The sequence below is a fragment of the Brevibacillus composti genome (genome assembly GCF_016406105.1).
Taxonomy (GTDB): domain Bacteria; phylum Bacillota; class Bacilli; order Brevibacillales; family Brevibacillaceae; genus Brevibacillus; species Brevibacillus composti.
The window spans coordinates 1,143,272-1,170,236 of the sequence record NZ_CP066308.1; the positions used below are offsets into that span (position 1 = coordinate 1,143,272).

19 protein-coding genes and 1 pseudogene are annotated in these 26,965 nt (G+C 55.7%); 15 read left to right on the plus strand and 5 right to left on the minus strand.

Translation table 11 applies throughout. The annotated features are described in order from the left end of the window. Window positions 1-29 precede the first annotated feature (29 nt). From JD108_RS05965 to JD108_RS05980, 4 genes and pseudogenes are all read left to right on the plus strand, one after another. Window positions 30-785: a GTP pyrophosphokinase gene (locus tag JD108_RS05965; RefSeq protein WP_198828979.1), complete on the plus strand. Its 756-nt coding sequence runs from the start codon at window positions 30-32 to the stop codon at window positions 783-785. Further along, window positions 754-2,190 (plus strand): dipeptidase PepV, encoded by a 1,437-nt coding sequence (gene pepV / locus JD108_RS05970; protein WP_198828980.1) that lies wholly within the window; start codon window positions 754-756, stop codon window positions 2,188-2,190. Before JD108_RS05965 ends, pepV begins: the two co-directional genes overlap by 32 nt. A 236-nt stretch (window positions 2,191-2,426) precedes the next feature. Beyond that, complete coding sequence (locus tag JD108_RS05975; RefSeq protein WP_198828981.1) at window positions 2,427-3,923, plus strand: DEAD/DEAH box helicase; 1,497 nt, start codon at window positions 2,427-2,429, stop codon at window positions 3,921-3,923. 210 nt (window positions 3,924-4,133) lie between these two features. After that, window positions 4,134-5,662, plus strand: a pseudogene (locus JD108_RS05980) (BadF/BadG/BcrA/BcrD ATPase family protein); the annotation flags it as partial. A gap of 592 nt (window positions 5,663-6,254) precedes the next feature. On the opposite strand, the gene JD108_RS05985 reads toward JD108_RS05980, so the two are convergent. Then, entirely contained in the window at window positions 6,255-7,670 is a 1,416-nt protein-coding gene (locus JD108_RS05985; RefSeq protein ID WP_198828982.1) for an RsmB/NOP family class I SAM-dependent RNA methyltransferase, read from the minus strand. 87 nt (window positions 7,671-7,757) lie between these two features. Between JD108_RS05985 and JD108_RS05990 the strand changes: the two genes are divergently transcribed. After that, window positions 7,758-8,564, plus strand: coding sequence for a hypothetical protein (locus JD108_RS05990; RefSeq protein WP_198828983.1), 807 nt, complete (start codon window positions 7,758-7,760; stop codon window positions 8,562-8,564). 39 nt (window positions 8,565-8,603) lie between these two features. After that, a complete protein-coding gene (locus JD108_RS05995; protein ID WP_198828984.1) occupies window positions 8,604-9,554 on the plus strand; it encodes a methyl-accepting chemotaxis protein in 951 nt (316 codons plus the stop codon). An 89-nt stretch (window positions 9,555-9,643) separates the two neighbouring features. Here the strand turns inward: JD108_RS05995 and JD108_RS06000 are convergent, their stop codons facing one another. After that, window positions 9,644-11,407 carry a M14 family metallopeptidase gene (locus tag JD108_RS06000; RefSeq protein ID WP_228728326.1) on the minus strand — a complete coding sequence of 588 codons (1,764 nt, stop codon included), beginning with the start codon at window positions 11,405-11,407 and terminating at the stop codon, window positions 9,644-9,646. Between the two features lie 205 nt (window positions 11,408-11,612). Between JD108_RS06000 and JD108_RS06005 the strand changes: the two genes are divergently transcribed. Next, window positions 11,613-13,037, plus strand: coding sequence for a hypothetical protein (locus JD108_RS06005; RefSeq protein ID WP_198828985.1), 1,425 nt, complete (start codon window positions 11,613-11,615; stop codon window positions 13,035-13,037). A gap of 310 nt (window positions 13,038-13,347) precedes the next feature. Here the strand turns inward: JD108_RS06005 and JD108_RS06010 are convergent, their stop codons facing one another. Further along, window positions 13,348-14,103, minus strand: coding sequence for a class I SAM-dependent methyltransferase (locus JD108_RS06010; protein WP_198828986.1), 756 nt, complete (start codon window positions 14,101-14,103; stop codon window positions 13,348-13,350). Window positions 14,104-14,342: 239 nt separating this feature from the next. Between JD108_RS06010 and hppD the strand changes: the two genes are divergently transcribed. The 8 genes from hppD to JD108_RS06050 all read left to right on the plus strand — a co-directional run bounded on the left by hppD (window position 14,343) and on the right by JD108_RS06050 (window position 24,921). Continuing rightward, entirely contained in the window at window positions 14,343-15,434 is a 1,092-nt protein-coding gene (gene hppD / locus JD108_RS06015) for a 4-hydroxyphenylpyruvate dioxygenase (RefSeq protein ID WP_198828987.1), read from the plus strand. 154 nt (window positions 15,435-15,588) lie between these two features. After that, on the plus strand, window positions 15,589-17,310 hold the full coding sequence (locus JD108_RS06020; RefSeq protein WP_198828988.1) for a sensor histidine kinase: 1,722 nt from the start codon (window positions 15,589-15,591) through the stop codon (window positions 17,308-17,310). Further along, window positions 17,288-18,070, plus strand: coding sequence for a LytR/AlgR family response regulator transcription factor (locus JD108_RS06025; RefSeq protein WP_198828989.1), 783 nt, complete (start codon window positions 17,288-17,290; stop codon window positions 18,068-18,070). The genes JD108_RS06020 and JD108_RS06025 overlap by 23 nt, the downstream gene beginning before the upstream one ends. A 163-nt stretch (window positions 18,071-18,233) precedes the next feature. Beyond that, window positions 18,234-20,327, plus strand: coding sequence for a carbon starvation CstA family protein (locus JD108_RS06030; protein WP_198828990.1), 2,094 nt, complete (start codon window positions 18,234-18,236; stop codon window positions 20,325-20,327). Next, on the plus strand, window positions 20,324-20,536 hold the full coding sequence (locus JD108_RS06035) for a CstA-like transporter-associated (seleno)protein (protein ID WP_198828991.1): 213 nt from the start codon (window positions 20,324-20,326) through the stop codon (window positions 20,534-20,536). Before JD108_RS06030 ends, JD108_RS06035 begins: the two co-directional genes overlap by 4 nt. Before the next feature lie 459 nt (window positions 20,537-20,995). Further along, entirely contained in the window at window positions 20,996-22,408 is a 1,413-nt protein-coding gene (ltrA, locus tag JD108_RS06040; RefSeq protein WP_198826346.1) for a group II intron reverse transcriptase/maturase, read from the plus strand. A gap of 195 nt (window positions 22,409-22,603) precedes the next feature. Then, the gene (locus JD108_RS06045) at window positions 22,604-23,425 is read left to right on the plus strand and encodes an inositol monophosphatase family protein (RefSeq protein ID WP_198828992.1); all 822 of its coding nucleotides are present in this window, start codon (window positions 22,604-22,606) and stop codon (window positions 23,423-23,425) included. 125 nt (window positions 23,426-23,550) lie between these two features. After that, complete coding sequence (locus tag JD108_RS06050; RefSeq protein ID WP_198828993.1) at window positions 23,551-24,921, plus strand: peptide MFS transporter; 1,371 nt, start codon at window positions 23,551-23,553, stop codon at window positions 24,919-24,921. A gap of 16 nt (window positions 24,922-24,937) precedes the next feature. Here JD108_RS06050 and JD108_RS06055 read toward each other — a convergent pair whose 3' ends face one another. After that, window positions 24,938-25,645, minus strand: a complete 708-nt coding sequence (locus tag JD108_RS06055; RefSeq protein WP_198828994.1) for a GDSL-type esterase/lipase family protein — start codon at window positions 25,643-25,645, stop codon at window positions 24,938-24,940. Window positions 25,646-26,226: 581 nt separating this feature from the next. Beyond that, a complete protein-coding gene (locus JD108_RS06060) occupies window positions 26,227-26,964 on the minus strand; it encodes an amino acid ABC transporter ATP-binding protein (RefSeq protein WP_198828995.1) in 738 nt (245 codons plus the stop codon). Window position 26,965 lies beyond the last annotated feature (1 nt).

A 26,965-nucleotide genomic window follows, 5' to 3' on the forward strand; every position in this document is an offset into this window, starting at 1 on the left:
TGGAGTTTCGGGTCGGAGGGAACCATAGCATGCAGAAACTGGACTGGGAACTATACCTGCTACCGTTCGAACAAGCCGTAGAAGAGATCAAGGTGAAGCTGAAGAACATCCGCAATGAACTCAGGAAACGAAAAGAGCATTCGCCTATCGAATTCGTCACGGGACGGGTCAAATCGGTCCCGAGTATTTATAATAAAGCAAATCGCCTGCAGTTCCCCATCGACGAGAATATCTGTTGGGAGCTGAGAGATATTGCGGGCATTCGCATCATCTGTCAATTTATCGACGATATTCCTGCAGTAGTCGAAATGATCCGCAAGCGCAATGACATGCGCATCTACCTGGAGAAGGACTATGTCTCCAAGCCAAAGGAAAGCGGATACCGGGGCTATCATCTGGCCGTAGAATACCGCTTGATGACAGCCAGGGGCGAAGTGACGATTCCGGTGGAGATCCAGATTCGGACGCTGAATATGAATTTTTGGGCCACCATTGAGCACTCGTTGAATTACAAATACGAGGGAATCATTCCGTCTGATATCCGCCAGCGCCTGATCGAGGCAGCCAAGGCCTCATCCACTCTGGACAGCGAAATGAACAACATCCGCGAAGAGATCAAGGAAGCACAGGTAGAGTTCACGACGCGGGAGGTCCCGATGGAATCTTTGCTATCGCTGGTGGAGCTGGACCTGGATGTGGACGACGAGGAAACAGGCGACGGACTGACCACGATAGAAGGGAAGAAGCACTACGATGACGACGATGAACTGGCTAAAGGAAGTTGAGAAGAGGCAGGATGAGCTGATTTTCTGCGCGCAGGAATTTTTGCGCATCAGAAGCGTGCTGGACCCCGAAACGGCGAGGGAAGGCGCTCCGTTTGGAGAAGGGATACGGCAGGCGCTGGACTACGTGCTGGATCATTGCCGGCAGGCGGGTATGACGGTGAAGGACGTCGGCGGATTCGCTGGCCATGCTGAGTTTGGCCAGGGGGAGGAGCTGATTGGCGTGCTGAGTCACGTCGATGTGGTTCCAGAGGGAGATGGCTGGACCTCTCCTCCCTATGCTGCCGAAATTGTGGACGGCAAGCTGATCGCCCGGGGCGCGATCGACGACAAAGGGCCGACGATTGCCGCGATTTTCGCCGCAAAGCTGGTAAAGGAATCAGGGCTTCCGCTCTCTAAAAGGGTCCGTCTGATCTTCGGCACAGACGAGGAGTCCAATTGGCAATGCGTCAAAACGTATTTTCAATCGGAAGAGATGCCGACGATGGGCTTTACGCCCGACGCAGACTTTCCCCTGATCTACGCCGAAAAAGGACTGACGGACCTGACTGTCAGACAGACGCGGGAATCGTATGAGCGGCTGGGAATACCCGCGGCAGATGGTGCGGGAGCCAAGCTCCTGTCCCTGGATTCCGGCCTGCGGATGAATATGGTGCCGGACAAGGCGGAGGCGCGACTTGCCCCTCTCGGCATGGAAGCAGACGAGATCGTGCGGAAATACCGGGCCCATCTGGCAGAGACGGGACTTGCGGGAACCGCAGATTTGGCAGATGGCCAGGTCTTGCTCAGGATGGAGGGTGTCTCCGTCCACGGCATGGACCCGGGCAAAGGTATCAATGCCGGGACGGAACTGATTCACTTCCTGGCATCGTTGCCGCTGGATGCGAGAGCGCAGCAGTTCGTCCGCTTTACCGAATCGTATCTGTATCGGCAGCACTACGGGGAAGCGATCGGCATCGCGCATCATGACGAGGAAATGGGGCCGCTGACGCTGAATACCGGCGTGATCGCCTACGATGCGGAGGGAGAGGCGCTGTATCGGCTGAATATCCGCTATCCGCACTCCCTGCCGTATGAGAAGTGGAGCCGCATCTTGCAGGAACGGTTGGCGGAGGCTGGCTTTGCATTGGAAGTCGTCGAGCACCTCCCACCGCACCGGGTAGATCCGCAGCACCCGCTGGTGACCACGCTGCAGCGTGTCTACACCGAACAGACCGGGCAGGAAGCGGGAATTATCGCCATCGGCGGCGCTACCTACGGACGCTCGCTGGACGTCGGCGTCGCATTTGGCCCGTTGTTCCCGGGACGTCCAGACAGCGCTCACCAGCGGGATGAATACATCCTGGTGGAGGATCTGATCAAAGCGACGGCAATCTACGCCCAGGCGATCTACGAATTGGCGAAATAAGAGGGAAGAGTCCCGGAGAAGGGCCCTCTTCTTGGACAATCCGAAAAAAAACAGGCGGCAAGTCCTCATGGTCTTGACCGCTTTGTTGTTTTTTTGGAAACACTCCTATAGTATAAGGAGATGGAATCTGCACGCGATGCCAACAACGAGGGAAGCGATGCCGTTTTCTCCGCGTCGCGCGCAACAGCGCCGACGGCAGAGGGAAAGCGGCTTCTTGGTGAAAGGAAGTGGGCCTAATGGCAAAATCGTTCGCATCATTTGGTTTTCGCCCGGAATTGATGCAAGGCATACAGGAAGCATTTTACAAGGAGCCGACGCCGATTCAGGCGGAAGCGATCCCCTTGATCACGGAAGGCAAGGATGTGATCGGGCAGGCACAGACAGGCACGGGAAAAACAGCCGCCTTTCTGCTGCCGATCCTGAATGGACTGAAAGAAGGCAAGCGCGACATACAGGCGTTGATCCTCACGCCTACACGCGAGCTGTCGATCCAGATAGCCAAAGAGGCGGAGAAGCTGGGCAAACATATGGGAGTAAACGTCCTCTCGCTGCACGGCGGTACGGACATTGAGAAACAGCTGAGCAAGCTGAAGAATACCGTCCACATCGTGGTGGGCACGCCGGGCCGTGTGCTCGACCACCTGCAGCGGGGCTCTCTCCATTTTGGGAGAATCTCCACCCTGGTGCTGGATGAGGCGGACAAAATGCTGGAGATGGGCTTTTTGGAGGACGTGGAGCAAGTCATCGTCAACACCCCGCAGCAGCGTCAAATCCTGCTGTTTTCCGCGACGATGCCGGATCTCGTGAAAAAGCTGGCGCATGAGTTCATGAAGCAGCCGCCGCATATCCGCATCGAATCCAAGCAGAAAACGGTGGAGACGATCGAGCAGATCTACTATGTGGTGAATCAAAGCGACAAGACGGATGCCCTGGTCGATCTGCTGGAGATGGAGAAACCCTTCCTCTGCATCGTTTTTGCCAATACGCAGGTTCGCGTCCAGCAACTGACCGCCCGGCTGCAGGAAAATGGCTTCGCAGCGAGTGCCTTGTACGGGGACTTGTCGCAAAGCAAGCGCGAGCAGTTGATGAAACAATTCCGCGACATGCGATTTCAGTACCTGATCGCTACCGATATCGCGGCGCGCGGGCTGGACGTCGAGGGCGTGACGCACGTCATCAACTACGATTTGCCCAATGATGTGGAAAGCTACATCCATCGCGTGGGCCGGACGGGCCGTGCCGGACAGCGGGGAAAAGCGATTTCGCTGGTCTCTCCGCGGCAAAAGAATCTGCTGGCCCGGTTTGCGAAAGCGACCAAAGCGTCCATCGAAGAAAAGCTGCTAATCGCCGGACGTCACCTTGACGCCGGCCGCCGCGAGCGAGCCAAGGAGCGCGAGGAGTATTTCCAGGAACTGCAGAAGGAAAAGGTAAAGGCCGAAGCGAAAGAGCAGCAAAAGCAGCTGGCTCCCGTCCTCGAGGCGATCAAGAAAAAAACGAAAGTAAAGCCGGGCTATAAGAAAAGGATGGCGCGTGAGCTGGAGGAATTGAAAACCCAGTACGAGCGAAATCGCCGCCGCGAAGAGGCGAAGGCGGCCCGCAAAGCCGGGAAGACAGGCAGTGCCGGCGGCAAAGGCAAAACTGCGGGAGGCAAAGCGGGCGGCCCGCGCCCGGGGGCATCCAGCAGACGCGAGGGTGGCCGTCCCGGCGGATTTTCCGGAAAGCCGCGCGGATAACGGGATCGATATCGATCGGTCAAATGGAACAAAGCAAATGAGCAGACAAGGATAGGAACAGTTCGAATTCGGAACTGTTCCTTTTTATTTGCTTCCCCACATGTCACGGCAAGGAGGAACACCCCTATATTTACGTTATTAATATTGATCGAGTATATATTTGGAAATCGACAGTCATGATAATGTATATTCCAGACAGGGAGTGTTAACGTGCAAAACCAAATCGAGGGCTTGGATTCTCTTGTCATTGGCATTGACGTGGGTTCAACCACCGTCAAGGCGACCGTAGTTAACCCGGAAACCAAAGAAATTCTCTGGTCAGACTATCAGCGCCACCACACGAAGCAGGCTGAAAAGGTATTGGAGTTCTTGATTACCATCGGGAATGAGTTCTCCCAGGTAAAGCAGGAAAATATCCGTGTCTTTGTGACGGGTTCCGGCGGCGGCCCTATTGTCGAGCACATCGGAGCCAAGTTTGTCCAGGAAGTGAATGCGGTCACCATGGCGGTAGAACATCTTCACCCTGATGTCGGCAGCGTCATCGAACTGGGCGGCCAGGATGCGAAAATCATCATTTTTAAGGCGAATCAGGAAACAGGAGACAAACAGGCGCTAACCTCGATGAATGACAAGTGCGCATCCGGTACCGGCGCAACCATTGACAAGTGCATGATCAAAGTGGGCATGCAAAATCTCTCTGTCCTTACCCGCGGCAATACGCTGCGACATCGCGTGCTTTTGCTGGGCGGTCCCAATACATACTTGCCTTTCTTGCAGGAATGCTGGCGGAAACGGATCCCTGCGACATGGGAAGAGCGAGGGTACGATTATCCCAAAGACGTACCCATCGAGGAATTGATCTTCGTGCCGGATAATTCCCAGTACTATGCGGCATACGGTGCGGTCATGTATGGCTTGCATGAACCGGCTGGTGTCGGGACTTACACCGGGCTGGAAGGGCTCAAGGAATTCATCGCGCACGGTCGCAAGGCGAAATTGGGCGAGAACGCCGGGCCGCCACTGGTCCTTGTCCAAAGGCAATCCTCTGGAAGATACCAAGGAAATGTTAAAGCGTATCGACGACAGGGTGAGGGGGCAGGGAGCCGAGCTGGAGATTATTGGTTTCGGCGCCACCGGATACGCAGCCGATGTCCTGGAGAAAACGCTGAAAGCGGATGTAAACATCGTGGAAACCGTCGCCCACATGATGAGCGCCGTTCACGAATTTGGCGATATCGACGTGATCTGCGATATCGGTGGTCAGGATATCAAGGTTCTCTTTTTAAAAAATGGGGATATTCGCAACTTCAGGCTGTCCAACCAGTGCTCGGCGGCGGGCGATGAATATTTTTGACGCCGAAATGCAGGAGCGGGGCAAGATGATCCTGGAACAGGTGGAAAAGGAAAATCGCCTCGCCATCTTGATGATCGGCCGTCCCTATCATTCGGACCCGGGGCTGAACCACTCGGTACTGGAAGAGTTTCAGGTCTTGGGTTACCCCATTCTCTCCATGCGCTCCATCCCTAAGGATGAAGAATGGCTGCGCCGCTTTTTCCAGAGCGACATCGAGAGCGGGAGAGTGGAGTGCGCATTAGAAGTAAGCGACGTGTGGCCGGAAAACTTCAGCTCCAACAGCGAGCAAAAAGTGTGGGCGGCCAAATTCGCCGCGCGCCATCCGAATGTCGCCGTATTGGACCTGTCCAGTTTCAAATGCGGACATGACGCACCTACCTACGGGCCGTCTACAGCATGAACAGGCTCATATACGGGTTGTCCTTCTGCCGCCATCGAAAGATGACGGGAGAAGTACCACAATAAATCAGATTTTCACCACGCACGCTCTCCTTTTTTTCAGCAGGGAGAGCGTGTCTGTTTCAGGCAAAAAAATAGTTCGGGAGAAGCAGGTTTTCCTCTCATCCGAAAACGGGTACAATAGAGAATAAAGAGAAATCTGTCATTCGTATTGGACCATAAGGCCTATGTACGGGTCAAAACTGGGTGTGAGGAGAAGCCAGTCATGAATCCATCTTTTTGTGATCGATGCGGTCTGCCTATACCGCCTCATGAAACGGAGTGCCGTTCCTGCTCCTTAGAGGAATTGGACGAATATCGGGTCGTACGGGAATATTTGCGGCAGAATCCGAACTCCAACGCGATGCAAATCGCAAATGCGACGGGCATCTCTGTGTCAAGAATCCTCCGTTACATAAAAAATGGCTCCTTGACCATCGTCAGCGACACGGCGAGCCGTCGGCATCGGTAAAGATAGCAAAAAACCCACCGCGTAAGAGAATCGTTGCGCTCTCTTTGCAGGTGGGCTGTTTTTTATGTTAAGAGAGCCAGCGCAAGCCTTTGGGGTAATGGTTTTTGAGCTGATCCTGGGCCTGTTTGCCCCAACCGAGCGGGTAGCCGTCCACGGTAACCAGCGTCCAGCCGTTTTCACCGGTGCGCGCCAGAGTTTCCCCCTTCAGATAGCGATGCAGGTCCGGATCGGACGACTGATAGTTGGCGACACGGGCGGCTGCTTCCGCAGGAATGGCCAAAGCCAGGGCGTGGGCAGGTTCCAAGCGGTTTTTCTTGACCGTCCCCAGATGCAAGCCCGTCCGGTTGACCCGCAGTCCAGTCAAATCCAGGGCAGGTTGCGGATTATAATAAAGCTGATCGCCAAATAATAGAAAAGCCGAGTCGTCCCGGTACTTGTCATCGAGAGCGGGAAGAGATTCCTGGACGAAACTGTTCCAGGCCGAGATGGCTTCCTTAGGGACATGGGTCCCATTGCCTTTGCCCTTTTTGCGGGACAGGCGGCGTTCTGTCGTGTCGGCGGTTGCATCCGTAGATTTTCTCAATTTGGCAGCGAAGTGCCCCTCGCCGTTTAGCTGATGGGGCCAGAGACGTGCCGCATGTATCAGGTCAGGCCACGCAGGATTCGCCCAGGCTGGCACGCCGGGACGGATAGACGGGACCGTCGCCATCGGAACGAGTTCAAATTCGGGGTGTTGTTGCAAGAACGAAACGAGGGTTTGTTCATTTTCGAGCGGGGCGAACGTACAAGTCGAATAGACGAGCGTCCCCCCTGGTTTCAGCATCGTGCTGGCCGCCTCCAGAATCGTCAGTTGGATGCGGTGGCATTCGGCCACTTTGTCCAAAGACCAATCCTCTATCGCTTCCATCAGCTTGCGGAACATGCCTTCCCCGGAGCAGGGCGCATCCACGAGAATGCGGTCGAAGTAGGCGGGAAATCTCTCTGCCAGCACTTCCGGCATTTCATTGGTCACGATGGCGTTGGTGATGCCGAGCCGTTCGATGTTCTGCGAGAGGGCCTTCACTCGGGCCGGGTGAGGCTCGTTTGCGACCAGCAGGCCTTCGCCGCGCATCGCCGCAGCGATTTGTGTGGATTTGCCGCCGGGAGCCGCACACAGGTCGAGGATCCGCTCACCGGGCTGAGCCTCCAGGCACGCAGCGGGATACATCGCACTGGGCTCCTGCAAATAGTACAGTCCGGCAGCGTGATAGGGGTGCTTGCCGGGTCGGTCCCCCTCCGCATAGCGAAACCCTTGGGAGCACCACTCCACCGGCTCCAGGGGAAAGGGCGAAAGCGCGAGGAACTGGCTCTCGCCCAGCTTGAGGGGATTGACGCGCAGCCCGTGAGCGTAAGGCTCATCGTAGCTGGCGAGAAAGGATGGGAACTCGTCTGCGAGCAGCGCCTGCATGCGAGTCGTAAATGCGGTGGGTAAAGGGTTGTTCATGGCATGCCTCCGATGTCAGATTTTGTCTGCCCTATAGAGGAAAAAAGGGAATCATGGCGAATCATTTTCAAAGTGAGGTGAGAATAAGTGAAGGAATCCCGCGCGGAACGGTACCGCTCACGCCGGCGAAACGACTCAGAGGTAAGCCGGTTTTGGATCATGGGTTTGCTCTTCTCACTGCTGGTACTAGCCTTTGAGTTTTTTATCGAGATTCCAGTAGATGCGGGTTGGCTCCAGGAAATGGAGATGGCCTTGTTCAGTGCAAGCTTTACCCTGCTAGCCTTTTACCTGTTAGGGCTGACCTTTGTCTTCTCCCGCCAGCAGGAGGCCGGCAAAGTCAATCACCACGTCATCATTTACGCCTGGCTGGGAGCGATTCTGTTTCACCTGTTTCTGCTCATTAGCAGCATGGCCAATCAGCATGTGTACAAAGCGGGAATCATCCTCTTCTTAGGGCCTCTGTTTTTAACTGTTTATCATTTTATCACGTACTTGTCTGCTTTGCGCGCTGCAAGACAAGAACAGGAATGGGCCACCGCCGCCTCCTACGAACGAACGGCTTACCAGCTGATTCTGGAAGGCTCGAAGGTGTACAGTGAAATAAACAGGCTGAAAATCGCCTATCCGGAAGTAGAGCAGATGCTGCGGGCCAATGAATTTTATGGAAGGCTCGAGCGGTATGCGTGGGAGATGCAGGAGTATTTGCAGGCGACCCAATTTACCCGCAAAGACGTGGAATTGCTTGAAGGCCACTATTTCTATCTGGAAAACCTGCTCCATCTGGCCAAGCAGCATCCGGGCATTATGGAATCTCGCTCTTTTGCCCACCGTGAACAGGGACAAAAGCGAATCAACCCCCCCATTGATAAAACAGAGGAGTTTCCCCCACGATGATCCGCGGTGGTTCTCACGAGGAAAAGGAGAGTGTTGTCGATGTTTTGGAAGAAAAAGAAGCAGGAGTCTGGCCATGAGGAGGCGGCGGCCGCTGCCGCGGTGACAGAGCCAGCGGCTGAGGAAGCCCGAGAGGTATTGAGGCAGGAATTGCTTGCTGTCTATGAGCAGCTGGGCACCATCATCAGGCAGCATGAAGTCGTGAACGATCAGCACGGCTCATTGGACGCGCTGGCGAACCGAATGAAGGGAATCGTGGACAAGATTCAGAGCATCACGGCTGAATCGGACGAATCCGCAAGCCATCTCTTCGCGCGCGGCGAACGCTTGACGGGCATCTGCATGCAGTCGGTGGAGCGGGCCAATGAGGGCAAAAAAGCGATGACCGAAGTCGTATCGGTGATGAGCCTGCTGGAACAGCAGTCGGCCAGCACCTCCGCGTCGATGAGCAGGCTGGAGGAGCGTTCCTCGGAAATTACCAGCATCGTGCAGGTGATCAGCGACATCGCGAACCAGACCAACCTGCTTGCGCTCAATGCGGCGATCGAAGCGGCGCGCGCCGGGGAACAGGGACGCGGCTTTGCGGTAGTCGCCGACGAGGTCCGCAAACTGGCGGAGATGACGGCCAATTCGACCAAGAATATCGCCGAGCTGATCGGCAAGATCCAGGAAGAGACGAAAGAAGCGATCGCCAATAGCGAGAAGAGCGGCAGTGCGATTCAGAACGGCTTGTCCACCAGCAAGGATGCGGCCGAAAAGATGGACAGCATCGTCCAAGCGCTGCGGGAAGTCAGCGAAGAGACCGCAGGCGTCATGGAAATTATTCAGCAGCAAAAACAGTACGCAGACGAAAGCAATGCGCAAGTCATGCAGGTCAAACAGGCTTTGGAAGAGATGACGGATGCACTGGTTCACCACGTTCAGGAGGCCAGCGTCGTCGATCGGCAGCTCGAGGCCAGCTGTGCGGATATCCAGCGGTTGTTGTCTGAATAAAGCTATTATTTTTATCTATCAACCAAAAACAGCGTTCAGCCCCGGTGTGCTGCCGGGGACGGAACGCTGTTTTTTTGATGCCTGGGTCGTCATCTCCCGGCCGCAAGAGCGGAATCACCGGCCACGCGATCAGCGGCGCCACGGGAAAAAGTCTTCTTCTTGGCCGAGAGAATGCCCGGGTCCGCCATAAAGCGGTAAACGGGGATCCGGTCTCCGGTTTGGACAGGCAGATAGCCGTTGGCCACAAAGCTGTCCACAGATTCAGGCTCCAGAGCCAGGGCGATGAAGTTGGCCAGCGGCTGATCCATGAAAAACACATAGCTGCCGGCAGGAAAAGCCGCGATTCTCTCCGTCACAGCCGTTTCTACGCGATTGGGGAAACGGCCGTTTTCCAATGTCGTCTTCACCTGATGATTCGTGACGAGATAGCTCTCTACGGAGAGCGTCAGGGGCTCGACCAGGGTAGACACGCTGACGCCCAAAGCTTCCAGACGTTCCGCAATAGAATGATAGGCGGGCGGCATCAGGTAGGCAGTCGGACGTTCGCGCTCCAGCGTCGGCATGGCATCGGCAGCGCTCACCCAGGTGATCGGGATGGAGAGGCGCTTGGCCTGTGCCACATCAATGACATCCAACGACTGTCCGGCCATCGGCATGTTTTCGCTGGTCACGATAATCGGATCGTCATCGCCCGGCTTTTTCCCTTGTTCGATTAACCGGGCGCGTGCGCTGGCGACGCCCTGTTTGATCCGGGCAGCGCGGGCAGCCGTAGCTTGGAGAAAGGCCTGATGGGCCGTCACCTGGCCGTAGACGCGACGTTCAAAATCGGCCCGGCCAATCCCGATTCCCCGTGTCTCGACCAAAAACGAGAGCGCGTTCTTCAAGCCGAGCGCATTGCGGCCGATCCGGGTTTCCGTGCTGCCCTCTGTAGCCGTAATGCGCCCTTCGTCATCGCGGGCCAGCGTATAATACGGATGATGAGTCAACTCCGCACGGTCCAGCACAGCTTGGACCTCGGGCAGCAGCAGCTGGTCCGCCATGGTGCGCAGGGACTTTGGAATGTTCAGGTTTTTGGCCGAGGAGATGAGCACATCATAGGACGAGAGTGAGCCTTCGGTACCGGTTTGCGACAGCGCGGCAGATTTGACCGAGTACTCATGCGCATCGAGGACGACATCGGGCTGGAACCGGTCGAAAGCCTGATGAATCGCCCTCACCTCGGGAAGCTCCGCCCGCATGTAATCCCGATTGGCATCCAGACCCGTGGCGACGCTTCGGGTAAAACGGTAGGAGCCGTCCGGATTGATCCGCGGCACGATGATCACATGGAGCCGGTCGAGCAGCTCCCGTCCCGCAGGTTCCTCCGCCAGCCACTTGGCCATGACCAGCGCCGATTCGCCGGCGGCAGGCTCATTGCCGTGAATTTGCGCTTGCAGCCAGACGATCGGCCTGGCCGGATCACGGGGGAGCTGGTCAAAATGGCGGGAGAGGATCAACATCGGGATGTCCCGGCCTTCCAGCGATTGCCCGATGATTTCCAGTCGGACGTGTTCATGCTGGCTGTCCAGCTGCTGCAGAAATCCCATCATCTCTTCCTGGCTGGTGAAGGCGTTGCGCTTCTTCTGAAAAGCAGGCGTGTCATATGCTACGGGGGGCACAGGAAAAAGCGGGGCGATGGACGCAGGCTGGATATAGACATCCTCTGCGTCGTAATAAGGCTCCTCCGCGATCGGATCGGCGGAAGCAGGCTCCGCGGCCATAGCCGCAGACATACCCCAAGCGGCGGGAGTGCCCGCCACGGCGAGTGAGCACGATAAGAGTACCAGCGCGGTTGAAGCCAAATGTCTCCTCAACCCGGATCCCTCCTTGCCTTACGCATTTTCTCCTCTTCCCTTCATCCTTATCGGTCCCAATCCGTTTTCATAATGGTACTTTCTCATCATATTTATCTGTAAACAAAGGGAAATGAAAGGATATGTGGAATCTAGTTACAATGGCGTGGCCGATACCCGGATCAGATTTGAGCGAGTTCGCAAACTTCTGGGGAAGGGGGATTACATGACCAAATTCAAGAAGTATTTGTTGCTGATGTATGTCGGACTGTTGATGATGCTGACCCCGATGCCCGTTCAAACGAATGCCTTTCAGTGGGAAAAACCGCAGATCCTCGAAGAGGTCGTTTCGGTCAACGGGGGGGCCTTGAAGCAGAGGGTTTACCATTTTCCAAATGGCGATGTCTACCGGGCGTACCGGCTGGAAGGGCAGATGGACAGCCATCCGCACGGGCTAACCTTTCCTCTCTCTTCCGAGGGAGCGAGCTTCCGCTACGCCGTAAACAGGGACGGCCAAACGCGCGAATGGACCATGCTCTCTCTGCTGGAAACCAATCAATTGCCGCTGGTTCCCGGCTTTGTCGAGTCCTCCAATCGCTACCTGCTGATTGGGGCGCCCATTGTCTACCAGCCGCTGGGGAAGACGACGATCGAAGAGAAAAAAGAATGGGCTCAGCCCATTTCTGTGATACAAGAGTGGTACCGGGTTCATCTGGAGGTGCAGCTCCCGGTCAAGGCGGGGCTGGTGAGCGAATGGTGGGTGTTGGAGTCCCGTTCGCCCCAGGTCCCCTGGGAGAGCCAGCAGACCTCTGACCTATGGCTGAAGCTGGACTTTACAGAGAAAGCCAAATGGCTCTTTGACGGCTATTACTACGCCAGTCCGTCTACCTATGTACCGTCTACTCCGCAGTCCTTTTGGCGCAATCCGGAAAATTACATTGTGCGTCCCTTGCTCGCCCATTTGCGCGGAAGCGCGGCGCAAGAGCTGGCCTATGTGATGCTCGATACGGCTGTCCGCAATCAGGAGCCGGAGGGGCACTGGAAAACGTATCCCTTGTCGCAATGGCTCTCCCAAGATTACGGAATTCAGGACGGATTCTACGATACGCGCTTTAATACCGGAATGGCGGAACTGCTCCTGGAGGGGTGCAAGCAGTACGATGACACCCAGTTTTGCGAATCGGCCCAAAAGTACGCGCAATACCTCCGGGATCACGCCAGTCGGCACCATTATGAGGTAAACGGGCCGCAGCCGGGCTGGCTCGTCGCCGACTACACGCATCCCGCCGGGCATCTGCCGACCCATGTCTCGCTCAACCATCAACTGGCGGAGATCAACTTCTTGTGGAAAATGTACATGCATTTTCACGATCCGACCAATAACGAGCTGGCCAATGTCATGCTGTTTGGCGTCACCAATCTGGGAGAGAGATGGCTTGCATCAAACGGGGACCTCCACTACGCCTGGTTCCCCGATGACACGTTGGGAAGACCGGATTACCCGTATTTGACGTACAATGACTTGCGGGAGACACAGCGTCTCTACCGGGAGCTCTACGGCGTGGAGAACCAGACGATTGCGATGCTGATGCAAAGCAAGGAAAAGTGGATGGCAGCCAATGGGGTAGTCATTCCGGCTGCCCTCCCCTAAAAAGCAAAAGAAGGAGCCTTGAGGCGCCTTCTTTTTTTGGTCGATCGGAAATGATGCGTTTTGGGATAGCTGGAAGGGCTGTCCTGTTTTCTTTGACACAAAGGCTTCCTCTTTGATTTCATCCCCAAAAAGCGGGGAGGAGCACAAAAGCACGCAGAAGAATCATGCTCCCCTGCGAGCGACTGTGGAGCCACCACCTGGCGGAATAGCGGCCTACGGGACCCAGGAGCGCAACGTGGGCTGACCCCAAAGCGGCTGCTCCTTTTGCGTACTCCGGCCGCGCCTCAGCCCCGCACATAGGTCCACTCCGTTACATTTTCCGCAAAACAAACAAAGTCAAAAAACTAAGCGACTCCTGCAGCTCCACAGACAGGCGGCTCGCCAATTCTGCAGGAACTCCTTCTTTGAATACGGGTTCTTCCTCCACCAACACAAACCCGTTCTCTCCAGCCAGCTGCTTCGCTTCCCAAGGCATCATCGTATTTTGAAACGTCGCTTCTCCATACAGACGGCGGTAGCTGTGCCCGCGGGGACCTGCCGTGGGTCCGAGTATCCCGAGCAGAAGAATCCCGTCTGGCTTCAGGAGCCGATGCAGCTCGCGCAGGGCATCCAGCGGGGAAGGGGTAAATTCAGTCACGTTGATGCAGAGAATCCCGCTAAAATAATTGTCAGAAAAAGGAAGATTGCTAATGTCCCCGGTTTGGAACTGTACGCTGAGTTGGCTCCGGAAATCCTCCTCATTTGCCTGATCATTCGCCCGGTCATTTACCCGGTCATCTATCCGATTTTCTGCCCGGCCATTTGCCCGGTCATAGGCTAAACGTATCATTTCCCCGGCAATATCCACCCCGGTTACCTCATATCCGCTGCGAGCCAGCTTGCAGCTCGCATACCCATCGCCGCAACCCGCGTCAAGCACAGGCCCGTGTTCCGGCCGGACATAGCGGGTGAACAGCGGCAGGATCGTCTTGCGGCTGCCCCGCTCCCACATATTCTCGCTCCGTTGATGCCAGTCAGCGGCGAACTGGTCCCATTGTTCCTTGGCCATTTGACTCCATTCCTTCATGGGGAAGCCTCCTCGCGTTTTGATTTTTGCTTTGATATTCCGCATTCCCTTCGTCTTCATTGTACCAAGCGGAGCGGACGAAACGCACGCGGGAAGCGTACTTTATCGGATAAAAGCTGTCGTGCGTTTTCGCGTTATTCCGTGTTCTTGCAGGAGAAAACGCTTCCATAGTACTCTCAAGATAACGGCAAAATCATCCCAATCATGCAAAAATTGAAAAAATCGGAGGGGTAGTAACGATGAGCAACACCGATTTCTTTCCCATTCAAGACTGGGATTATGTGGAGCTTTATGTAGGAAATGCAAAGCAGGCCATGCATTACTTTACCAAGGCGTTCGGTTTCAAGGCCGTTGCCTATGCCGGTTTGGAGACCGGATCGCGGGATAAGGTGTCCTACGTGCTGAAACAGAACCATCTGACCTTTGTCTTGACTGGCTCATTGACGCCGGACAGCCCGATTAATTCATTCGTCAGCCAGCATGGAGACGGGGTAAAGGACGTCGCGCTCCGCGTCGATGATTGCGAGCAGGCGTACCGCGAGGCTGTTTCACGGGGAGCCATTCCGATCATGGAGCCCACGGAGTTTTCCGATTCCTTTGGGACTGTCAAAAAAGCCGTCATCGGCACATATGGCGACAATGTCCACTCTTTTATTGAAAGAAAAAATTATACCGGTCCCTTTTTCCCTGGCTACCAGGCGTATGAATCGCCTGTGAGTGCGGCAGATACCGGCTTGATCGGGATCGATCATATCGTCGGCAATGTGGAAGTGATGGACGAATGGGTAGGCTACTATCAAAAAGTGATGGGCTTTACCGCGATTCAAAACTTCAGTGACGAAGACATTTCCACGGAATACTCCGCCCTGATGTCCAAGGTGATGCAGAGCGGCACGGGCCGGATCAAATTCCCGATCAACGAGCCGGCCGAAGGGCGCCGGAAATCGCAAATTCAAGAGTTCCTGGAGTTCTACAAGGGGCCGGGCGTTCAGCATATCGCCCTGTTGACGAACGACATCGTCAAAACCGTCTCCCAGCTGCGTGCAAACGGCGTAGATTTTCTCTACGTGCCGGACACCTATTATGAAGAGCTGAAAGAGCGGGTCGGGGACATCGATGAGGACATCGACACCCTGCGCAATCTGAGAGTCCTGGTGGATCGCGACGACGAGGGCTACCTCCTGCAGTTGTTTAGCAAGCCGATCGTGGATCGCCCGACGCTGTTTATCGAGATTATCCAGCGGAAAGGCGCCCGCGGCTTTGGCAATGGCAACTTCAAGGCCCTGTTTGAAGCTTTGGAGAGAGAGCAGGAGCTGCGCGGAAATCTGTAATCACGCTTGGCTGCCAACCGTACATGACCTTGCCGACGGCATTTGCTGTCGGCATTTTTGTTTGTATGATTCTGTCTAGCCAGACGATTCGCTTGACCATTATTCCCATCCCTAGCGATAATAGGGAAAACAGTCTCGTAGAGGAGCGACGCTTATGAATCTGGCACTCATGATCCCATTGGCTGAACGCACTGCCGTGCTGGTCGTTGCTGCCCTGCTGTTTACCCGTGTCAAAGCATTTCGCAGCATCTTGAACAACCGCGCTACCTATAAAGACAAAGCCGTGATGGTCCTGATCTTTTCCGGCATCTCGATCCTCGGAACCTACAACGGCATCTGGTACGAGGGGGCGATCGCAAACTCGCGTGTCATCGGCACCATCGTGGCCGGGCTGCTCGCCGGTCCGTGGGTGGGATTGGCAACAGGACTGATCGCCGGGATACATCGGTATACCCTTGGAGGATTTACCGATCTGGCGTGCGCCATCTCGACGATCAGCGAAGGGGTCTTGGCAGGTCTCGTGTACCGCTTCCGGCGAACCCGGGAGATCCGCTGGACGACGGCGATGGCTGTAGGATTTGTCGCCGAGTGGATGCAGATGGGAATCATTTTGCTCTTGGCCAAGCCGTATGCGAGCGCACTTGCCTTGGTCAAGGCGATCAGCGTGCCCATGTCCGTGGTGAACGCCCTGGGAATTGCGATTTTAATCATCATTATCGAACTGGCCAAGTCCGAAGAGGATCGCATCGGCGCCCTGCAAGCGCAGCGCACCTTGCAGGTGGCGGACAAGACGCTCTCCTATCTCCGCCAGGGACTGACCTATGAATCGGCGAAACGGGTGGCAGAGGAAATCCTCAGCACGACCCGAGTGGCAGCGGTCGCGATCACGGATACCAAGACGGTGCTGGCTCACGTAGGGGCAGGCGCTTCCCATCACGTGGTGGGCGAGGAGATAACTACGAAGGCGACCCGAGAGGTGCTGGCGACCAAGGAAGTGAAGATCGCCAGCACCAAGGAGGAAATCGGCTGCAAGGAGAGCAATTGTTCCTTGCGCAGCGCGATTCTCGTCCCGCTGATGCGCAAGCGCGGGGAAGTGGCCGGGGTCCTGAAGCTGTACCAGGACCGCTCCCGCAAGCTGTCTCCCGTCGATCTGGAGCTGGTGCGGGGTCTGGGCAATCTGATCTCCACCCAGCTGGAGCTGGCCGATCTGGAGAAGCAGGCCCGTCTGTTGGCCGACGCGGAGATCAAAGCGCTGCACGCGCAGATCAACCCGCATTTTCTGTTCAATGCGCTCAATACCATCGTCTCCTTCATCCGCTTCAGGCCGGAGCAGGCGCGGGAGCTGCTGATCCACCTCGGCGAATACTTCCGCCGCAACCTGCACGACAGCGGCGGGTACGTGACGCTGGCGGAGGAGCTGGAACATATCGAGGCGTACCTGGCGATTGAGCGGGCCAGGTTCGGAGAGAAGCTCAAGGTGGAATACGACATCGAGCCGGGAGTGGACCGCTATGTCGTGCCGGGACTCGTCCTGCAGCCGCTGGTGGAAAATGCGGTCAAACACGGGCTTTTGCCTAAGCGGGAAGGCGGCGTCGTCAAAATCACCGCCCGCTTGAAAGACAAGCAGATGCTGGAGCTGATCGTCGCCGACAACGGCGTGGGCATGGACCACGATCCCTTTCTGCCGTCTGCTGCAGAGACAGACGGAAAACGGAAGTTGTCCGGCATCGGCTTGTCCAATGTCCGAAGCCGTCTGCAAGCGATTTACGGTCAACCTCATGGCATCGTGATTCAGAGTGAGAAAGGGAAGGGGACGACTTGTGTCATGGAATTGCCATTGGGGGTGATCGTCCGTGCTAAAAGTGTTCATCGTTGATGATGAGGCGCCGGCGCGAGAGGAGCTGCGCTATCTGCTGGAGCAATTCCCCGACGTGACGGTGATCGGCGAGGCGGCCAGCGGGGAGGAGGCGATTGAGTGCATCCCCGAAGCGGAGCCGGATGCCGTCTTTCTCGACATCCATCTGCATGACCGCGACGGCGTGGATGTGGGGCAGGAAGTGCTGGAATCGATGGCCCGCCCGCCGGTGATCATTTTTGCGAGCGCCTATGAAATTCACGCCGTGCGGGCTTTTGAGACCGAAGCGGTAGACTATGTGGTCAAGCCCTTCAGCGAACACCGCCTGGAAAAGACGATCAGCCGAGTGCGAAAGCTGCGGCCGTCTGCTGAGCGAGGGGCAATGCAGCCTCCGCAACTGGAGATGCAGCTGCAAAGTTTGCTGCAGACGGTGCTCGCCGACCGACAGCCCCGGCGGATTCCCGTTGAACGAGACGGAAAAATCATCCTGATCGATCCTCATGAGATCGTCTACGCTACGGTAGATGGCCGCTGCGCCACGATCTATACGGAATGCGAGCAGTACGCGACATCCTTTACCCTGCAGGAGCTGGAAAACCGGCTGTCGCCTCAGCATTTTTTCCGTACCCATCGCGCCTTTATCGCCAATCTCAGCCGCACCGCGGAGCTCGTGCCCTGGTTTAAGGGGGCTGTATATCTGGTCATGCAGGACAAGCAGAAGACCGAGATTCCGGTCAGCCGCAATGTGGTCAAGGAACTGAAGAAGCGGCTCGGCTTTTAAAAAGCCGGGCCATTGCTTTTCAACCCAGTATTTTCTCCTTTCGTGCTCGAATTTTTACTGTTCAGACAATTTTGATTCAAAATAGGAACAACCCCGTGGTAGGGTAGGGTGAGGTCTTATTCCTCATGTTCCTAATGATCATTTGAGTAAAGGGGAGAAAGGAATGAAAAAATGGCTTCTCTCAGTCCTGATCTGGGGTGGGATTGCCGCGCTGGGGGCTGTCGGATTTGGTATCCTGGCTTTGTCCCGCGGTGAGTCGGTCAACTCATTCTGGATGTTGACGGCGGCTGTCTGTACGTATGCGGTCGCGTACCGTTTTTACAGCCGGTTTATCGCCAAAAAAATTATGGGTCTCGATGACAATCGGGCCACGCCGGCAGAAGTGAACGACGATGGCAAAGACTTCGTGCCGACCAACAAATGGGTATTGTTTGGACACCACTTCGCGGCGATCGCGGGTGCAGGTCCGCTGGTCGGGCCGACTTTGGCGGCGCAGATGGGCTACCTGCCGGGAACCATCTGGATTATCGTCGGGGTAGTCATCGGCGGTGCCGTGCAGGACTTTATCATCCTGTTTGGTTCGATGCGACGCAACGGAAAGTCGCTTGGTCAAATCGCCAAGGAAGAGATTGGACCGTTTGGCGGGGCGCTTGCGCTGGTGGGAATTGTCGCTATTATGATTATTTTGATCGCCGTCCTGGCCATGGTTGTGGTAAACGCGCTGGCTGACTCTCCATGGGCGACCTTTACGATCTTTATGACGCTGCCGATCGCGGTCCTGATGGGACTGTACATGCGGTATATTCGCCCCGGGCGGGTCATGGAAGGCTCGCTGATCGGGCTAGCCCTGCTGTTCCTGTCGCTGTGGTGGGGGCAGGCGGTAGCCGCTTCTCCAACATGGGGACCCGCTTTTACCTTCAGCAAGGTGCAGCTGGCTTGGATGATTATCGCGTACGGCTTCGTCGCGTCCGTCCTGCCGGTCTGGCTGCTGCTCGCACCGCGTGACTATCTGAGCTCCTTCTTGAAGGTGGGGACGATTGCGGTGCTGGCCGTGGGGATCGTGCTGACGCTCCCGCCGCTGCAAATGCCGGCTCTGACCAAGTTTATCGACGGTACCGGCCCTGTCTTTGCCGGAAATCTATTCCCGTTCTTGTTTATTACCATCGCCTGCGGGGCGGTCTCCGGATTCCACGCACTCGTCTCATCCGGTACGACACCGAAGATGATCGCCAAGGAATCCCACGCACCGATGATCGGTTACGGCGGCATGCTGATGGAGTCCGCTGTTGCCGTCATGGCCATGATCGCCGCTTGCGTACTGACCCCGGGCATTTACTTTGCGATTAACTCGCCGGCTGCGGTGATCGGGGTGGACGCTGTTGCGGCTGCCCAGACGATCTCGAGCTGGGGCTATACGATTACGCCTGATATGATTACGACGCTGGCTGACGATATTCAGGAGAAGACCATTCTCTCCCGGACGGGCGGCGCGCCATCGCTCGCGATCGGGATGGCGACGATCTTCGCCTCTGTGCTTGGCGGCAAGGCATTGATGGCCTTCTGGTATCACTTTGCGATCCTCTTTGAAGCCGTTTTCATCCTGACCACGATCGACGCAGGCACACGCGTCGGACGTTTCATGGTGCAGGACATGCTGGGCAACATCTTCCCGAAAATGAAGCAAGTCGACTGGCTGCCGGGCAACCTGATCGGTTCCGCTGTGATCACGGCAGGCTGGGGCTACTTCCTCTACCAGGGCGTCGTAGACCCGCTGGGCGGCATCTACACGCTGTGGCCGCTGTTTGGTATCGCCAACCAGATGCTGGCGGCAATCGCCTTTGTCGTCGGGACGACACTCATCTTCAAAATGGGCAAAGCCCGCTATGCATGGGTCACATTGGTGCCGATGATCTGGCTCACGTCCGCGACGCTGACAGCCGCGTGGCAAAAGCTGTTCCACTCCAGTCCGAAGATCAGCTTCCTGGCTCACGCCGATGCGTTCCAGAAGGCGCTAGATGCCGGTACGCTTCCCGCTGGCGTAGCCTCGGTCGAAGCGGCGAAGAAGATGATCTTGAACGACCAGATCGATGCGGTCGTCTGCGCGATCTTCATGGTGATCACGGTCGCGATTATCGCCGACGGCGTGCGGCTGTGGATCAACATCCTGCGCGGAAAGCAGTACCAGCTGCACGAATCCCCCTACATTCAATCCAAAGGGGACAATTACTATGATGGCAAAGGACATTCGGTAGCATGAGGAAAAAGTGGAGAGCGATCAAAAAGTCCCTGCGTCACCTGAGCTCAAACATCAAGACCATCTTCGGCATGCCGGACTATGATCGTTATCTGCGGCATTGGTATCAGACACATGCCAAGCCAGGCTTCTTCCCGATGACGGAAAAAGAGTATTACCTGTATGCCCTGCGCGAACGGTATGAAAAAGGCGGCGTGACTCGCTGCTGTTGACGCCGCGTGCAAGATTCGTTGAGAACGGGAGACCCATCGGTCTTCCGTTCTTTTCGTGCGCCACGCATGGCGACTAACTAGGCGGTGAAAGTCCGCTGTGGGGGCTGGTAGTGGCCAACCACTAGCCAAGAGCAAGGGTGTCCACCGTGAGGTGGAATCTGAAGGAAGCTGGAGGCAAAATCCCGGCCCGAGGAACACGAACATCATCAGGCATATGGAATGGGACAAGCTTGCGAGACAAAGCAAAGTCCAATACACTACACGGACATTCCGGTGTAAATGATGCGGGTATATGGGAGGAAAGTGAGTCGTCTTACCGTGGGAGGTCTCATGGACGTGAGAAGATGACATTCGAATCACGGTTGAAACAAGATTTATCATGAGAAGTCAGCAGACGCCATAGTACCTCGAGCAGTCGACGGCTTGAGGGAAGGGCTGAACCTTAGGAGGTGGTCGTCAATGAATGTTACCGAAACAGGAGATAAGGGCAGCCAACTTCCAACGGAAGGCTCACCGCAAAAGAATAGTGCGGAACACGAAGGATATGCGGGAGTGCACGTTCCTGAGAGGATAGCTGAAACCGACGACACCAACGCAAACGAGTCGAAGGAAAGGTTACTTGAGAAAATCATAAGCAGAGACAATTTGAACGAAGCGTTCAAAAGAGTCAAAGCGAATAAAGGTTCACACGGAATCGACGGGATGGGCGTAGATGAACTTCTACAATATCTCAAAGAAAACGGTGAAACCATCAAGGAACAAATCCTGGCGGGCAGATATCGCCCAAATCCCGTTCGAAGGGTAGAAATCCCAAAAGAGAACGGAAAGAAAAGAAACCTGGGCATCCCAACGGTGGTTGATCGAGTAATCCAGCAGGCAATTGCACAAATGCTCACGCCGATCTATGAGCAACAGTTCTCGGACAACAGCTTCGGGTTCCGACCCAAACGAAGTGCCCACCAAGCCATAAGGCGCAGCCAGCAATATATTCAGGAAGGCTACCGCTATGTTGTGGATATGGATCTAGAGAAATACTTTGACACCGTCAACCAAAGCAAGCTCATTGAAGTACTCTCAAGAACGATTAAGGACGGACGAGTCATTTCACTAATTCATAAATATCTTCGGGCAGGAGTTGTCGTGAAGCACAAGTTTGAGGAAACAGAAGTCGGCGTACCGCAGGGCGGGAATCTGAGTCCAATTCTCAGTAATATCATGCTGAATGAGTTGGACAAGGAGCTGGAGAAGAGAGGACACAAGTTTGTGCGATACGCAGATGATTTACTCATCTTCTGCAAGAGCAGACGAAGTGCCGAACGGACACTAACCAACATTCTCCCCTACATTGAAAAGAAGCTGTTCCTAAAAGTAAATCGGGAGAAAACCGTGGTGGACCTAGCCATTCGAGTGAAGTTTCTGGGATTCTCATTCTACAACCAACGAGGGCAAGTGAAAGTCCGCATCCATCCCAAATCCATCGCCAAAATGAAAACAAGAGTGAAGGAACTAACCGCAAGAAGCAATGGCATGGGAAATGAAGAGAGAGCCGAAAGGCTCAGACGCTATATCATGGGATGGGTCAACTACTTCAAGATTGCGGATATGAAGAACCTGCTCCAAACAACGGATGAATGGATGAGAAGAAGGATTCGAATGATCTACTGGAAACAATGGAAACGAATAAGGACAAAATTCGAAAAGCTGATCTCGTTTGGAATCCCAAAGTTCAAGGCATGGGAATACGCAAATACAAGAAAGAGCTACTGGAGAATCTCCAATAGCCCCATCCTCGCGAAAGCCCTCGATAACAACACCATTAAAGGCCTCGGATTTCTTTTCTTCTCAGATTATTATCGACAAGTGACTGCGTGAACTAAGGAACCGCCGTATACCGAACGGTACGTACGGTGGTGTGGGAGGTCGGCTACTCAACTAATGGGTAGCCCCCTACCCGATTGCTGCGGGAAAGGGGGCGGCAGGAGGATTTTCCTGATACGCGGGTGGGGTGTACCGACAGGCAAAGTATGGTACACTAAAAACAAAGTCAAGATGTGGGTGGCGATACATGTGCAGGCAACAACTCTGGAGGCACTCAAGGAACTGGCTCTGGACTGCGCGAGAAGCGCGGGCGAACTGAGTCTCAAACGGATGAAGCAGCCTTATACGGTGGAATATAAAACATCTGCCTCAGACCTGGTTACTGCTGTTGACCAAGAGGTGGAGAAGCACGTGATCGAAGCGATATTAAAGAAGTATCCCGAGCACGGCATACTGGGAGAAGAGCGCACCTTTGCCGGAGATCCCCGCCAGTTTGAAACCCTTTGGGTGATTGATCCGATCGACGGCACGACCAATTTTGTCCATCAGCAAATCAATTTTGCTGTCTCGATTGCGGTCTACCACAAGGGAGAGGGACTGATCGGCGTGGTGTACGATCCGTCCCGCGACGAGATGTTTCATGCGGTCAAGGGGCAGGGAGCCTACCTCAATGGGGAGAGGCTGGAGCTTACAAAGACCGTCACGCTGGAAGAGGCCCTGCTGTGCACGAGCGTATTTTGGAACAAGCAGGCCGAGCAGATGGGGATTGACCTGATCGTGAAAAGGCTGGCCAGCAAGGTGCGGGGGATGCGGCTTCTGGGCAGCGCGGCGCTGGAGATGTCCTACGTCGCCGCCGGACGGCTGGATGGCTACGTCAGTCTGTCCCTGAACGCCTGGGATTTTGGAGCAGGGAGAATCCTCGTCGAGGAAGCAGGGGGCCGGGTCACCTCGATGGAGGGAAAGCCGCTTCCCTTTGATCAGAAAAGCAGCGTGATGGCCTGCAATCCTACCTTTTACGAAGAATTGCAAAACTACATCCAGGGATCGGAGACGGATGCCGGTCTTACCTGATGCGACAAAGAACTGCCTCGGCAAGGCGGTTCTTTTTTTTGCATAATCCGCCCGCCGCTGGCAAACAGTAAACCAATCAAGAGGGCTGGCAAAAAGCGACAATCTGGCGAAGGGGAGGATTATGTATGGATACGACGATCAACCGTTCGCAGCAAGGGAGACAAAAGCATCCTCCGGGATTGTACCTGTTGTTTTTTACAGAGCTGTGGGAGCGATTCAGCTATTATGGCATGCGCGCTCTCTTGACCCTTTATTTGACGACGGCGCTGGTGAGCGGCGGTCTCGGGTTTGAAAAGGGAGCGGCGATGAGCATTTACGGCTTTTTTACCGGGGCGGTCTACTTTACGCCGACGCTGGGCGGCTACCTCTCCGACCGCTATCTCGGCAGGCGGCTCGCGATTACGATCGGCGGGGTGACGATGGCTCTCGGCAATCTGCTGCTCTTCGCCTGGCAGAGCACGGCGGGCTTGTATCTGGGCCTGGCTCTTCTGATTATCGGAAACGGTTTTTTCAAGCCCACTATCTCGACGCTGGTCGGCGAGCTGTATCCGGCCGAAGACAAGCGGCGCGATGCGGCTTTTACGATTTTTTACATGGGCATCAACATCGGCGGATTTCTGGCCCCGCTGGTTTGCGGCTTTTTGGCGGAAGAATATTTTCGCACGGTGGCAGACGGCGTCGTGACCTACGGCTTCCGCTACGGTTTCCTGGCTGCCGCGCTTGGCATGGTGATCGGGCAGATCGCCTTTAACCTGCTGGGCGATCGTTATCTCGGGGAGATCGGCAAGAAACCGATCGGGAAAAGTGAAGCGCCCGAGATGCAGGAGGCCGCCAATCGGCCCTTGACGGCAAAAGAAAAGCAGCGGACGGCGGTCATTGTCATCCTGGCCTGCTTTGTCGTCTTTTTCTGGGCGGGGTTTGAGCAGGCGGGCAGCTCACTGACGCTGTACACGGATCTTTTAGTCGACCGCACCATCGGGGATTGGGAAGTGCCGACGTCCTGGTTTCAGTCGCTCAATCCGCTCTTTATCGTGACGCTTGCGCCGATCATCTCCATTCTCTGGGTCAAACTGGCCAACCGCAAACAGGGAGATTGGAGCATCCCGACGAAGATGGGGCTGGGCATGATCCTGCTGGGGCTCGGCTATATGGTGCTGCTGCTCGGCATCCTCCAGACCGGCAACGGCGATGCAGCAGCCAAGACGTCGATGCTAATCATCATCCTGACGTACTTCATGCATACACTCGGTGAGCTGTTCCTCTCGCCGGTCGGGCTGTCGATGGTAAGCAAAATCGCGCCGGTCAAACTGGCCTCCCTCCTGATGGGGATCTGGCTGGCGAGCTCGGGCGTCGCCAATGTTTTGGCGGGACAGCTGGCTGCCTACACGCAATCGCTGGGATATCTGGAGGTTTTCGGCCTGATCGGGCTGATGGCGATCATTCTCGGGGCGGTGCTGCTGCTCGTCTCGCGCAAGCTGGTGCAGATGATGGAATAGCATCCCGCCTGGCCGTCTAGCCGATGCTGATTCCGTGGCGGGCCAGGGTCTCGCACAGGACGCGAGCCATCAGATCGTAGCCGATGACATGAGGGTGCAGGCCGTCGTCAGCCAGTTCTGCCCGCAAGGTGAGGCCGTCGGAATCTGTCATGTGGGAGTGGTAGTCCACATAGATGACGTCTGCGGAGCGGGCGTAAGCCGACAGCGCTGCGTTGATGCGGACGACCAATTCATTACGCTCGCCGTTTCGGGCATAGCGGTCCATGCGGGTGGGGAGGAGCGAGCAGAGAATGGGCACAATACCATGCTGTCTGGAGAGAGCAGTCATCTGCTGCAAATCGGAGACGACTTCATGCTCGATTTCTTCCGCGCTCTTTCGGTCCTCCGGCAGCCATTCATCCAGCGCCCATGTATTGTTGATGCCGAGCAAAAGAATCACGTAGGCAGGACGGAGCTGTAGCACATCGGCCGCAAAACGCCGCAGGGCATGCGGCGTGGTGTCTCCGCCAATCCCCCGGTTGACGACGGCATGACCGTCTTTGCCAAAGTAGGTGGCGACATCCCACCAGTGGGTAATCGAATCGCCGAAGAAGAGAAAATCGATCGCCCGCCGATGATGCAAAAGCGCCTCGTTATGAAAATCGAATTCATGGCGGCGCCGGTCGGCGGGAGCGTCTATGCCAAACATGCCGGGTCTGATTACGGCAGGTCTTTTTGTATCCATCGTGCCTCACCTTTCTGCTGATGATTTATGGTTCTCGCCGGAGCGCGGCTCCTCTCCTTAAGAGTACCGCCCGCCATCGGGGATGTCCATCGAGGAGACGGCTTGGGACAAAAAAGACCGCCCGTTAGAAGGGGGCCAACGGGCGGCAATGGAGGACGATATGTCCATCGTAGGGTCTGACAATCCTTATCTTAGATTCTCCATGTTAAGAACAAATAGAGAAACGATAAAGGCTATGTAAAATTTTTGCAAGGGTGCGGCCGGATGCAAGGCCGATGCCCTTTTTTCTCGTTTTTCCACCTCTCGTAGACGAGCATCCAGACGAAGCGGGGGACTCTCTCATATCCTGGAAAAGGGAGCGACAGTTGCTAGCTCCTGTCGTTCACCTTGCATCACGACAGGGAGGGAATGCGGCATGAGCGGCATTGGCCACAACAACAACTTCATCTGGATCATCCTGATTATCGTGTTGATCTTCGCTTTCCTGGACGACTAAGAGCGGCCCGATCTCGGGCAGAAATGAGAGAAGACACTGTATTCCCTGCGGGTCAGGGGTACAGTGTCTTTTTTCGCTGAAAAAACTACGCTTTCAGATGCTGCAGGAACTGCCGCGTCCGCTCCTCGGCCGGGCGGGTAAAGAACTGCTCGGGTGCGCCGCGCTCGACGATGACGCCCTGATCCATAAAGATGATCTCATCGGCCACCTCGCGGGCAAACCCCATCTCATGGGTGACGACGATCATCGTCATTCCTTCCACTGCCAGCTCCTTCATGACCTTCAGCACTTCGCCGACCAGCTCCGGGTCCAGAGCGGAGGTCGGCTCGTCAAACAGCATGACCTGCGGGTCCATGGCCAGCGCCCGAGCGATGCCGACGCGCTGCTGCTGCCCCCCGGAAAGCTGTGCCGGGTAATGATCCAGCTTGTCCGCCAGTCCCACCTTGGTGAGCAGCTTGACCGCTTTTTCCTTTGCCCGCTCCGGCTTTTCTCCCTTTACCGTGACGGGACCTTCCATCACGTTTTGCAAGGCCGTCATATGGGGGAACAGATTGTAGCTTTGAAAGACCATTCCCGTTTGCTTGCGGAGCCGTTGGATGTCCTGCTTGGATACTTTTTTGGAAAAGTCCAGCTGGACGGAGCCGATTTGCACGCTTCCCTCGGAGGGGATCTCCAAGGCGTTCAGGCAGCGGAGCAGGGTCGTTTTCCCGGAGCCGGACGGTCCGATGATCACCACGACCTTGCCTTTGTCCACGCTGAGCGAGATGCCCTTCAGGACCTGCAGCTGGTGAAATTGCTTATGAAGATTGGAGATCGTAATCATG

Bases quoted from the DNA above. Each gene is read 5' to 3' on its own strand.
- JD108_RS05965 (WP_198828979.1), top strand. From the start codon at position 30: ATGCAGAAACTGGACTGGGAACTATACCTGCTACCGTTCGAACAAGCC.
- pepV (WP_198828980.1), top strand. From the start codon at position 754: ATGACGACGATGAACTGGCTAAAGGAAGTTGAGAAGAGGCAGGATGAG.
- JD108_RS05975 (WP_198828981.1), top strand. From the start codon at position 2,427: ATGGCAAAATCGTTCGCATCATTTGGTTTTCGCCCGGAATTGATGCAA.
- JD108_RS05985 (WP_198828982.1), bottom strand. From the start codon at position 7,670: ATGAACAACCCTTTACCCACCGCATTTACGACTCGCATGCAGGCGCTG.
- JD108_RS05995 (WP_198828984.1), top strand. From the start codon at position 8,604: ATGTTTTGGAAGAAAAAGAAGCAGGAGTCTGGCCATGAGGAGGCGGCG.
- JD108_RS06005 (WP_198828985.1), top strand. From the start codon at position 11,613: ATGACCAAATTCAAGAAGTATTTGTTGCTGATGTATGTCGGACTGTTG.
- JD108_RS06010 (WP_198828986.1), bottom strand. From the start codon at position 14,103: ATGAAGGAATGGAGTCAAATGGCCAAGGAACAATGGGACCAGTTCGCC.
- hppD (WP_198828987.1), top strand. From the start codon at position 14,343: ATGAGCAACACCGATTTCTTTCCCATTCAAGACTGGGATTATGTGGAG.
- JD108_RS06020 (WP_198828988.1), top strand. From the start codon at position 15,589: ATGAATCTGGCACTCATGATCCCATTGGCTGAACGCACTGCCGTGCTG.
- JD108_RS06030 (WP_198828990.1), top strand. From the start codon at position 18,234: ATGAAAAAATGGCTTCTCTCAGTCCTGATCTGGGGTGGGATTGCCGCG.
- JD108_RS06035 (WP_198828991.1), top strand. From the start codon at position 20,324: ATGAGGAAAAAGTGGAGAGCGATCAAAAAGTCCCTGCGTCACCTGAGC.
- ltrA (WP_198826346.1), top strand. From the start codon at position 20,996: ATGAATGTTACCGAAACAGGAGATAAGGGCAGCCAACTTCCAACGGAA.
- JD108_RS06050 (WP_198828993.1), top strand. From the start codon at position 23,551: ATGGATACGACGATCAACCGTTCGCAGCAAGGGAGACAAAAGCATCCT.
- JD108_RS06055 (WP_198828994.1), bottom strand. From the start codon at position 25,645: ATGGATACAAAAAGACCTGCCGTAATCAGACCCGGCATGTTTGGCATA.
- JD108_RS06060 (WP_198828995.1), bottom strand. From the start codon at position 26,964: ATGATTACGATCTCCAATCTTCATAAGCAATTTCACCAGCTGCAGGTC.